Source organism: Streptomyces tricolor, from assembly GCF_002155905.1.
In the GTDB taxonomy this organism is placed as follows: Bacteria; Actinomycetota; Actinomycetes; order Streptomycetales; family Streptomycetaceae; genus Streptomyces; species Streptomyces tricolor.
The window spans coordinates 1-10,062 of sequence record NZ_MUMF01000508.1 but is presented as its reverse complement, the minus strand read 5'-3'; the positions used below and the strand labels follow the sequence as shown (position 1 = coordinate 10,062).

The 10,062-nt window shown below is 73.1% G+C and carries 9 protein-coding genes; all 9 read right to left on the bottom strand.

Annotated elements, in window-relative coordinates; genetic code table 11:
• Positions 1-452: carbamoyl-phosphate synthase domain-containing protein (locus CCN44_RS31880; RefSeq protein ID WP_276329136.1), on the bottom strand; the 452-nt coding region annotated here is incomplete at its 3' end.
• Positions 449-1,711, bottom strand: a complete 1,263-nt coding sequence (locus CCN44_RS31875; protein ID WP_086701585.1) for an ATP-grasp domain-containing protein — start codon at positions 1,709-1,711, stop codon at positions 449-451. The genes CCN44_RS31880 and CCN44_RS31875, both read right to left, overlap by 4 nt.
• Positions 1,708-1,998, bottom strand: a complete 291-nt coding sequence (locus CCN44_RS31870) for a hypothetical protein (RefSeq protein ID WP_059253952.1) — start codon at positions 1,996-1,998, stop codon at positions 1,708-1,710. Before CCN44_RS31870 ends, CCN44_RS31875 begins: the two co-directional genes overlap by 4 nt.
• Positions 1,999-2,159: 161 nt before the next feature.
• Entirely contained in the window at positions 2,160-3,413 is a 1,254-nt protein-coding gene (locus tag CCN44_RS31865; RefSeq protein ID WP_086701582.1) for an ATP-grasp domain-containing protein, read from the bottom strand.
• A gap of 37 nt (positions 3,414-3,450) precedes the next feature.
• On the bottom strand, positions 3,451-4,404 hold the full coding sequence (locus tag CCN44_RS31860; RefSeq protein WP_059253956.1) for a TauD/TfdA family dioxygenase: 954 nt from the start codon (positions 4,402-4,404) through the stop codon (positions 3,451-3,453).
• Positions 4,405-4,448: 44 nt separating this feature from the next.
• Positions 4,449-4,598 carry a hypothetical protein gene (locus CCN44_RS45230; protein WP_167404050.1) on the bottom strand — a complete coding sequence of 50 codons (150 nt, stop codon included), beginning with the start codon at positions 4,596-4,598 and terminating at the stop codon, positions 4,449-4,451.
• A 66-nt stretch (positions 4,599-4,664) separates the two neighbouring features.
• Entirely contained in the window at positions 4,665-6,503 is a 1,839-nt protein-coding gene (locus CCN44_RS31855; RefSeq protein ID WP_059253958.1) for a carbamoyltransferase family protein, read from the bottom strand.
• A 144-nt stretch (positions 6,504-6,647) separates the two neighbouring features.
• On the bottom strand, positions 6,648-8,801 hold the full coding sequence (locus tag CCN44_RS31850; RefSeq protein ID WP_086701579.1) for an iron-containing redox enzyme family protein: 2,154 nt from the start codon (positions 8,799-8,801) through the stop codon (positions 6,648-6,650).
• 165 nt (positions 8,802-8,966) lie between these two features.
• Positions 8,967-10,007, bottom strand: a complete 1,041-nt coding sequence (locus CCN44_RS31845; protein WP_086701577.1) for an Inducer of phenazine A — start codon at positions 10,005-10,007, stop codon at positions 8,967-8,969.
• Positions 10,008-10,062 lie beyond the last annotated feature (55 nt).

The window sequence follows — 10,062 nt, the reverse complement described above, 5'->3', positions numbered from 1 at the left end:
CGCGCCAGCAGCTCCGCCTCCCCGACGATCGCCTCGCCGGAGAAGATGCCCGCCCGCATCGAACCCCGCTCACGCAGGTGACGCGTCAGCGCCCGGGTGTCGATCCCCGAGATACCGACCACGCCCTGCCGCTCCAGCTCCTCGTCCAGGGAACGCCTGGCCCGCCAGTTCGACGGCACCCGCGCGGGATCACGCACGACGTAACCGGAGACCCAGATACGGCCCGACTCGTCGTCCTCGTCGTTCCAGCCCGTGTTGCCGATCTGCGGGGCCGTCGCCACCACGATCTGCCGGTCGTACGACGGGTCCGTGAGAGTCTCCTGATACCCGGTCATACCGGTGGAGAACACGGCCTCGCCGAAGGTCTCGCCCAGCGCTCCGTACGGCCGTCCCCGGAAGACGCGGCCGTCCTCCAGGACGAGTACGGCCGCGGTGGGGCCGCCGGCGCTCATCGGTCCAGACCGCATGCCGGGCGGCCTCCGCCTAGATGTCCGGGATGGGGAGCGCACTCCATGCGGAACTGGGCCGCCGTGCGCAGGACCGCCTTCTCCACCTCGCCGCTGGAGTCGCCGCGGAAGCGGAACCGGGCGCCGACGTGCTCGTAGCCGCCGACCCGCGGGATGACCTGGCCGACGGCGGGGACGACGGCGGCGTACGGTGCCTCGGCGGGGTCCTGCGGGTCGGGCAGCTCGTGGCCGAGCACGCGGCACGGGGCCGGGACGGGGGACGGCACGAGCAGCCAGCCGCCGGTGCGCCAGCGCTCGGGGACGGGCAGTTCGGGGGAGCGGCCGAGCTGGATGTCGGCGGCGGCCCGCATCAGGTCGATGCCGTGCACCTCGCGCCAGACGAACGGGATCTCCGCGCCGCCGACCCGGTAGCCGGCCTCCAGGAAGCGGATCGCGGGGCGGCCCCCGGCGCCGGTGCCGACGAACGCCTCCAGGTGGAACACCCACGGCTCGGTGCTGAGCGCGCCCGCGACCCGGGCCGTGAACTCGCCCAGCGCGGCGAGCAGTCCGGGGTCGTCGAGTTCGACGGAGCCGAGCGCCTGGCCCTGGGTGAAGTCGACGCAGGTGTTGACGTAGCGGGAGGCCCGCCAGGGGCCCAGCCGGTCGCCCGTCCACAGGCCGTCGATGTGGACGATGTCGTCGGGGCAGTACTCCTGCACCAGGCGTGGTTCGGGCGGCAGCGCGGCCAGCTGGGGCAGGTCGGCCGCGGCGGCGAGCCGGACGACGCCCCGGCTGGCGGTGCCGCGGCGCGGCTTGACCACGACGGGCAGGCCGTGGCGGTCGGCGAAGGCGCGGACGGCGTGCTCGTCGGGGGCGTCGGCGAAGCGGGGGGTCGGGACGCCGGCCTCCGCGACGATCCGGTTCATCGTCAGTTTGTCGCGGAACCGGGCGAGTTCGGCCGGGGTCTGGCCGGCGCAGCCGAGCCGCTCGCGGACGGCGGCGGCGGTGTCCAGGTCACCCTCGTTGAGGGCGAGCAGCCGGGCCGGCGGGCCGAAGCGGGCGCGCAGCTCGGTGACCGCGCGCCAGACCGCCGCGGTGTCGTCGGTGGCGGGGACGACCAGGACGGCCGCGGCCTCGGCGGGCACGGAGTCCTGGGCGAGGGCGGTGGTGACGTAGGTGACGTGGTGGGTGCGGTGGTCGAGGTAGTCCTCGTAGTGGGCGTGGCGGTCGCGCCAGCGGTGCAGGATGACGATGTGGCGGTTCACGCGTGCTCCGTTCCGGCCGCGGCCAGGTCGCGCACGCGGCCCACGGCGTAGGTCGCCGAGACCACGGCGGCGCGGGCCGAGCCGAGGGCGTCGCGGCAGGCGTCGAGGTCGGGCTCGGGCAGTCCGGCGACGATGTCGGTGGCGCAGTCGATCAGGTGGAGAGCGGCCCGGATCAGCGGCTGCTCGTCGGTGTACCGCTCCTGGACGAGCTGTCGGACGGAGTGCAGCTGGGTGACGGGGTCCGATGCGGAGCTGCCCGTCGGGACGGTCGAGGCGATGGGGTTCACAAGCGGTTCCCTCCCAGTGGTCGGTGCGGCCGGGCCTCGTGGGACGTCACGGCCAGGGGGTGCCTGGGCGCGCACGAGGCGGGCCGGACGGCCGGGCGCCGGCGGATGCGGGGCCCGGCCGCCCGGCCGGAAAAGCGGGACCGGTACGGCGGACGGTGTGCTCAGCGCGTCTCGAAGCGGATCTTCGCGTTGACGGCCTCGGTCTTGGCCACGGCGTCGTCGGCGTCCCGGCCGGAGGCGATGGCGTACCCGGACACGCAGTCGGCGACGGTGAGCAGCGGCGGCACGGTCTCGCCGACGCCCTTGCCGATCACCGTGGCCACCTCGGTGTCCCGGAACTCGTCCAGGTAGGGCAGGAAGACGTACTGCACCTCGCCCTGGGGGAGCGTGCGCACCTCGTCGGCGGCGTCCTCGGCGACCTCCACGGCGGTGACCGTGCCGGGCTCGGGGGTGAAGAACCGCACCGCGGCGCCGCCCAGCGGCTCGGGCGAGGTGGCGGGCAGCTCGTCGATGCCGAGCGGAACCGTGAGGAACATCCGGTTCAGGTCCAGGCCGAAGGCGCGGCGGACCAGCTCGGGGGCGCCGCTGCCGGCCAGCCGGGCGTGCGACTCCAGGACCCGGGGGCCCTTCTCGGTCAGCACGAACTCGCTGTGCGAGGGACCCTCGGTCAGGCCCACCGCGTCCAGCAGCTTCGGCGTCAGCTCGCGCAGTTCGGCGAGCCAGGGCCGGGCGTACCGGCTGGGGGTGCTGACCTCCCACTCGACGTACCGCTCGTTCATGCGGTACTCGGAGTAGCCGATGGGCAGGTGGCGGCCCTGGTAGGAGAAGGAGTCCACGCTGACCACGGGACCGTCGAGGTACTCCTCGGCGATGATCCCGGTGATGTCCGCCGCGCGCAGCGCCTCCCAGGCCCGCTCGGCGTCCTCCGGGGAGTCGACGGGGTGGATGTGCAGGCTGGCCACGCCGTCGACCGGCTTGACGATGATCCGCTCGCCGACCTCGGCGTGGAACCGAGCGATGTCGGCGGCGCTCTCCACCATCCGGTAGCGGACGGGGCTCAGGCCATGCTTGTCGAGCAGGGCGCGGGTGAGCGCCTTGTCCTTGAGGGCGCGGGCGGTGGCCTCGGTGACGCCGGGCAGTCCGAGCGCGTCCACGACGAACCCGGTGGACTCGGCGGCCGGTTCGGTGGTGGTGAGCACCCGGTCGAACGGCCGCTCGTCGTGCAGGGGCTTCAGTACGTCGAGGACGGCCTGCCCGTCGGCGATCGGGGCGTGCACGATGCGCTCGCAGTGCTCGGCGATGGCCGGGTCGTACGCGCCCTCCTCGTGGACGAGGACGACATCGATGCCGAGCTGCTTGGCGCCGGCGATCGGAGCCGGGCGGCCGCCGACGACGGCCACGCGGTACGTGTTCATGGGGTTCCCTTCGTGCGGGTGGTGGAAGTGGCCGGGGTCAGGCGGCGTAGCAACGGCGCAGCCAGCGGGCCGTGGCGTCGGGGCGCGGGGTGAAGGCCTTGCGGCGGTGCAGCACCCGGTGGTTGTCGAAGATCATGAAGTCGCCGGTGTCCAGGACGAGTTCGGCGGCCGGGATCGTGGTCAGGGTCTCCGACCAGCGCTCCAGGGCGGCCCGGGCGCGGTCGGTGCTGCCGCTGGTGGTGCCGCGGTCGTAGCGGACGCGGTGCCGGCCGGTGCCGTCGGGCTCGATGATCGCGGCCTCGCGCAGCGGGCCGGTGGCCCCGCCGTCGTTGGAGTCGGGCGCGCCGACCTCGAACTCGGGCGTCTGGAGGATCTGCCGGGTCTCGGCGTCCAGGCGCACCATGACGTCGTCCAGCGCGGCGATCTCCGTGGGCACCTGCTCCTCGTTGCGCACCGCGTAGAAGGTCAGGTACGGCGGGGTGTACAGGCGCGGGTCGGAGCCCGGCCGGCCGAACGGCTGGTGGGGGTTGTCGGAGTGCCAGAAGAACTCCGAGTCGGCCCCCCAGGAGCTGGTGGTGCCGCAGGCCGCCGGGTTGGGGACGACGTTGCGGATCAGGTGGCCGTCGTTCTCGTAGGCGACGGCGAAGGGCGTGCAGCCGATCAGGCGGATCAGCCCCAGGTGGATGGCGTTGGTGACGGCCAGTTCCGGTTCGTTCCCGAAGCCGCTCACCGGGGTGGCGGGGAAGTCCTGGGCCGGCAGGTTGGACAGCACCAGGGCGTGCCGCGCGGCCGCGGTGAACACCTGGATGCTCTGCAGCACGTCACCGGGCAGGTGGCGGCTGAGCGCGTAGGCGCCGATGCCGGCGAGGATGGCGTCGTCGAGGTCGGAGTCCAGCCGGGTCTCCGAGACGCGCTCCGAAATCTCCTTGTCCAGCAGGTCCCGGACGCTGTCGTCGATGCGGTGCCGGGCGAACTGGAGCAAGCTGGTCATCGTGGGTCTCCCATCGTTCGTGCGCGCACCTGGCAGCTCGCCGTTCAGCGAGCCTGTGCCGGGGTCGGCGCGGTCCAGTAGGTCTCGGTGCCGGCGGGCCGGCGGCGGGCCATGGGGTCCTTGACGATCCGGCTCACCAGGCCGGCGGGCGTCACGACCAGGCAGTAGACGAGGAAGAGCAGGAAGGTGCGCATGGCGGTCCGTTCTCCCGGCACACCGGACGGGTGCCGGGGTTCGTGGGGCGTCTGGAGCGGCGGTGGTCAGTCGAGCGGGATCTCGGCGCGCCAGTCGTGCTCCTCCGACCAGGCGGGCTGGGCGCTCTTCTCCAGCAGGAAGTTGCCGAGCGCGAGCATGTCGATGTTGGTGCGCATGAAGCAGGTGTAGGCGTCGTGCGGGGTGTTCACGATGGGCTCGCCGCGCACGTTGAAGGAGGTGTTGACCAGCACCGGGCAGCCGGTGCGGGCCTTGAAGGCGGTCAGCAGCCGGTGATAGGCGGGGTTGCTGTGCTCGGTGACCGTCTGCACCCGGGCCGAGTGGTCGACGTGGGTGACGGCGGGGATGGTCGAGCGGTGCACCTTCAGCAGGTCGAGTCCGCTCGCGCCGGCGCTGTCGGCGTCGAGCCGCTGGGCCGCCGCGACCTGCGAGACCACGAGCATGTACGGGCTCTCCTGCGGCAGGTCGAAGTAGTCGGTGGCGTCGGGGGCCAGCACGGCGGGCGCGAACGGGCGGAACGACTCACGGAACTTGATCTTGAGGTTCATGGTGGACTGCATGTCCGGGTTGCGCGGGTCGCCGATGATCGAGCGGGCGCCCAGGGCGCGCGGCCCGAACTCCATGCGGTCCTGGAACCAGCCGACGATCTTCCCCTCGGCCAGTCCCTCGGCGACCTCCTTGGCGAGCGTCTCCGGGTCCAGCCGCTGGTGCGGGATGCCGTGGGACTCCAGGTAGGCGGCGATCTGCTCGTCGTCGTAGCCGGGGCCGAGGAGCGAGCCGCGCATCGCGTCGCGCCCGGTGGCGGGGTGGTCGCGGCGCACCCCGCGCTCCATGGCGACGGCCTGGGCCGCGCCGAGCGCGCCACCGGCGTCACCGGCGGCCGGCTGGATCCACACCTCGTCGAAGATCCCCGCGTCGATGATCTTGCCGTTGGCGACGCAGTTGAGGGCGACACCGCCGGCCAGGCACAGCTTCGACTCGCCGGTGCGTTCGCGCGCGGTCCGCGCCAGCCGCAGCACGACCTCCTCGGTGACGGCCTGCACCGAGGCCGCGAGGTCGAACTCGCGCTCGGTGAGCGGTCCTTCGGGGGTGCGCCGAGGTCCGCCGAAGAGCTTCTCGAAGCCCTTGCCGGTCATCACCTGGCCGCGCAGGTACTCGAAGTACCGCATGTCCAGGCGGAAGGAGCCGTCCGGCTTGATGTCGATGAGCTGCTCGCGGATGAGGTCGGCGTAGCGGGGCTTGCCGTAGGGGGCGAGGCCCATCAACTTGTACTCGCCGGAGTCGACCTTGAAGCCGCAGAAGTAGGTGAACGCCGAGTACAGCAGGCCCAGCGAGTGCGGGAACCGGATCTCCGCGACCGGGGTCAGTGCGGTGCCGCGGCCGTGCCACAGGGTGGTGGTGGCCCATTCGCCGACGCCGTCGATGCACAGCACGGCCGCGGACTCGTAGGGGCTCGGGAAGAAGGCCGACACGGCGTGCGACTCGTGGTGCCGGCGCACGGACAGCTCCGGCACCCGGCCCAGGCCCAGCCCGGCCAGCTCGGCGCGGACCCGGTCGGCGGTGCGCAGCTTGCCGTCGGGACCGAGCCAGGACGGCAGGGTCTCGCGGAAGGACGCGAAGCCGGTGGGGGCGGCGCCGAGGAAGGTGGCCCACACCCGGCGGAACTTCAGCTTCGGGTCCTCGTAGTAGGCGACGGCGGAGACGTCGTCCAGCGTCGCGCCCGCCTCGTCGAGGCAGTAGCGGATGGCCGCCGCGGGGAAGGAGGGGTCGTGCCGCCGCCTGCTGAAACGTTCCTCTTGAGCGGCCGCGACCGGCACGCCGTCGGCGATCAGCGCCGCGGCGCTGTCGTGGTAGAAGGCCGACACTCCCAGGATCAGGTCAGACACCGCTGTGTTCCTCCACGGAATCGGTGGGCGGGATGGGTTGCTTGCGATCGGGCGCGGGTCTTGGGACGCGGAGCCCCGTCACGCGCGGCCCCGGGGCCGCACGGTGGATGGCCGCGGCGCGCGCGGCCCTGGGGGTGCGCGGTCTCATCCCCGCCTGCCCGCGAGGCGTCCGCGGCGGGCGGCGAGCCGGGCGCCCACGCCGCTCGGCGGGTTCAGCGAGCGGTAGCCCACCCGCACCCGCTGCCAGGTCTCCGCACGGCCGCCGGGGCCGGGGGTGTCGGGCAGGGCGGCCATCAGCGTGTCCACCGCGTCCGCGGCCCACGCGGAGTGTCCGGTGGCGACGTTGTCGATGGTGTTGTGGATGTCGACGAAGCGCGTGCTGAAGCCGTACGCCTTCAGCGCCAGCCGGGCCCTGCGGTAGGTGCCGCCGACCCCCGACAGCTCCATCGCCAGGTTCAGCCCCAGCACCTCGGGCAGGAACGTCCTCGGGAACCTGCCGACACACAGCCAGTACACCGGCAGTTCGAACGACTCGTCCCGGAAGCCGGGCCAGCGGGCGAACTCCGCCGAGGCGGTGGGCGGCAGGTCGACGCCCATCTCCTTGAGGACGTCACGGTAGATGAGCGGGTGGTTCAACCGGGGCTCCCCGTTGCCGAGTTCGTCCCAGTACGTCTCGAACAGCGAGTGCCCGATCTCCGAGGACGCCTGCTCGTAGTCGGTGAAGCCCTGCAGCCAGCTGCCGTCTATCAGGGTCAGCGGCGCCGTCTGCACGGTGTCGTCGATCACCGCTTCCCGCGAGGGCAGCGGCACCTCCGCGTTCTGCTCGAACTCCGCCCCGTGCCGGTCGTGCCGCTCCTGCAACCAGGGACGCAGCCCCTCCCGGCCCCAGCGGGCCGGCAGCGGCATCGTCCGCTCGTCCATGCCGTGCCGCGACCGGGCCAGCCAGCCGGCGACATACGTCGTGGCCCAGGAGCGCAGCGCCGGGGTGTCGGTGCGGCGCATCAGCAGGTGGTAGGCCTCGCGCACGGAGGAGGGCGCGCGGCCCGGGGTGCGGTGGCCGGCCCGGAGGGCGGCGGCCACCTCGGTGGGCGCCGCGGGCGCGGCCGGCGCACCGGCCGGGCTCCCGGCGGCGGCGTCCTCCGCCTCGGGCGGTGTCGCCGGCAGCGAGTCGATCCACCGCCGGATGACGTTCAGGTCCTCCGGGGAGAACACCCGGAACATCGGCCCGCGTTCGCCGACCAGGCCCCGCACCAGCGCGCTGGCGGAGGACCGTCCCGGCTTGACGAGCTTGCTGCGGGCCAGGGCGTCCAGCAGCGGGCCCGCGTCGGTGCGGCACTCGGCGAGCCAGCGGGCGAGCGGCTTGCCCTCCAGCTGGAACTGGTGGTGGTAGACGGCGCCCTCGCGGGAGCGCTGCCGCATCAGTTCCGCCATGTCGAACGCCGGGTCACCGGCCGCGACCAGCTCCGCGTACAGCGCCTCGGACCACTCGCGCAGCGCCCCCAGCGTCCCGGTGAAGCCGCGCCGCACGGCCGCGGCGGCCCGGTCGCCCTCCGCCTCGACCAGCTCGTCGACCAGGGCCCGGCACTGCCGGTCCGGCCGCTCCGCCCCTGCCTGCCGGGGCACCGACGGATCCACGGCGTCCCAGTCGCACTCGGCCGGCCGGGCCTGCCGGACCATCGTCAGCGCGGGCAGCAGACCGACCGTGCGCAGGCACAGGTCGGCGCCGAGCAGCTCGCCGCGGAACTCGTCCGGCCGCCTGCTCATCGCCAGCAGCAGGCCGGGCAGGACGAACGCGGACTCGGGTACGCGCTGGTCACCGGTGAGCCGGGCCGCCGGGACCGCGTGCTCGGCCAGCCGCAGCCGGCGCAGCAGCTCCAGGAAGGCGCTGCCCCGGGAGGCGTGTGGATGCCCGGCGCCCACGTCGTCGGCGTACAGCGCGAGGATCCGCAGCACCACCGGAACCTCGAAGTCGCCGGGCGCGCTCAGCCACTGGAGCCAGGCACCGGAGACGAGGGAGAGCGGGGCGCAGCCGAGCACGGCCCGGCGCACCAGCACCTCCTCGTGCCCTGCGGGCCGGCCCTCCCGGTGCCCCGCGTCGAGCAGGCCCGTGAACCGCTTGCCCTCGGCCGCCGCCCAGTCGGCGGCCCGCACCACGAGGTCGTCGAGCGGGCCGTCCGCGACGGCCGGCCGGCGCAGTGCGGCGCGGGCCGCCTCGACGAATCCGCCGTCCGGCACCGAGGCCTCGGGGTCGGCGGCGTACGCGTACACGGCCCGGGCGGGGCCGCCGTCGTCGTACATCCTTCTCCTTTCGAAAGACCTGTCTGCCGGGGAATTCGCTCAGAACATGGGATAGATGGACGCGTCGTTCTTGCGGTTGGCGCGCTTCTTGCGCCGGAACAACAGATCCGCGAGCTTGCGCAGAAGGGACATGCGTCATCGCCTGCTTTCGAGGAAAAAAGGGGGTCAGGAAAGGCCGAGCGTTTCGGCGAGAATGCGGGCGACCAGGTCGTAGCCGTGGTCGGTGTAGTGCGCCCGGTCCACGTAGATCCAGTCCCGCTCGGTGACCGCCTCGGCGACGACCGGGTTCAGGTCGACGTAGCGGATGCCGAGCTTCTCGCAGCCGGCCTGGAGCTTGTCGGAGAAGGCGCGGGCGACCTCCTTGCGGGAGATGTCGCCGTACAGCGCCTCCCAGGTGCCCAGCTTGGAGATGCGGTCGATCTCGTCGAACAGCAGCTGCTCCTGCGGCGCGTGCCGGTCCCGCATCCACAGCGCCATCGGCTGCAGCACGTACGTCAGCCGGGCCGACGGTCCGGCCAGCCGCCGCCAGCTGTCCAGGTGGCGCAGCGTCAGCTCGGCGGCGGAGTCGATGACGGCCGGGATGTCGCGGCGGACGTCGTCGTGGGTGGAGATGGTGCGGCGGCGCTCGGCGCGGCGGCCCAGGAGCTTGCTGCCGGCCGCGGCCTTGCGGTTGCTCTCCCGCAGCTCCTCCATCGCGTCGAAGTACTCGCCGCAGAACCAGAACGCGCCGTGGTCGCCCTGCTGCCACTCGGGCAGCCGGCCGACGGTGAGGTCGTTGAGCCCCGAGAAGACGACGATCTCCTCGATCTCGGGCAGCAGATGGCGGTAGAGGGTGAACAGCAGCAGTTCCTGCGTGGAGTTGTAGCACCGGCCGCCGAAGTTGAGCCACGGCGCGGACGGCGCGTGCTTGCGCCACAGCTGCGAGGCCAGGGTGGTGGCGTCGCTGGTGGCGCCGATGCCCAGCACGGTGGAGCTGCCGGAGATCAGCCGTACCGGACCGGCGGGCACGCGCCCGGCCGCGGACGCCGTCTCCCCGTCCGGGCCGTGCGAGATCCGGAAGCCCGCCCGGTCGGTGTTGATGACCGAGGACCGGTAGTCGGCGCGGTGGAAGTACATCAGGTAGGGCAGATAGCGGGCCTCGCCACGGTCGTCGAACCGCGCGTACTCCTGCATCTGCGGGGTCAGTTCGTCACGGTGGAGCTTCACGTCGGGGCACTCCTCGGCTTTCGCGGATGAGGGAGGGTGAGGGAGGCGGCAGGGG

What these genes read in the sequence shown, in the direction of transcription:
- CCN44_RS31865 (WP_086701582.1), bottom strand. Translation starts at nt 3,413, where the DNA reads ATGAACACGTACCGCGTGGCCGTCGTCGGCGGCCGCCCGGCTCCGATC.
- CCN44_RS31860 (WP_059253956.1), bottom strand. Translation starts at nt 4,404, where the DNA reads ATGACCAGCTTGCTCCAGTTCGCCCGGCACCGCATCGACGACAGCGTC.
- CCN44_RS45230 (WP_167404050.1), bottom strand. Translation starts at nt 4,598, where the DNA reads ATGCGCACCTTCCTGCTCTTCCTCGTCTACTGCCTGGTCGTGACGCCC.
- CCN44_RS31850 (WP_086701579.1), bottom strand. Translation starts at nt 8,801, where the DNA reads ATGTACGACGACGGCGGCCCCGCCCGGGCCGTGTACGCGTACGCCGCC.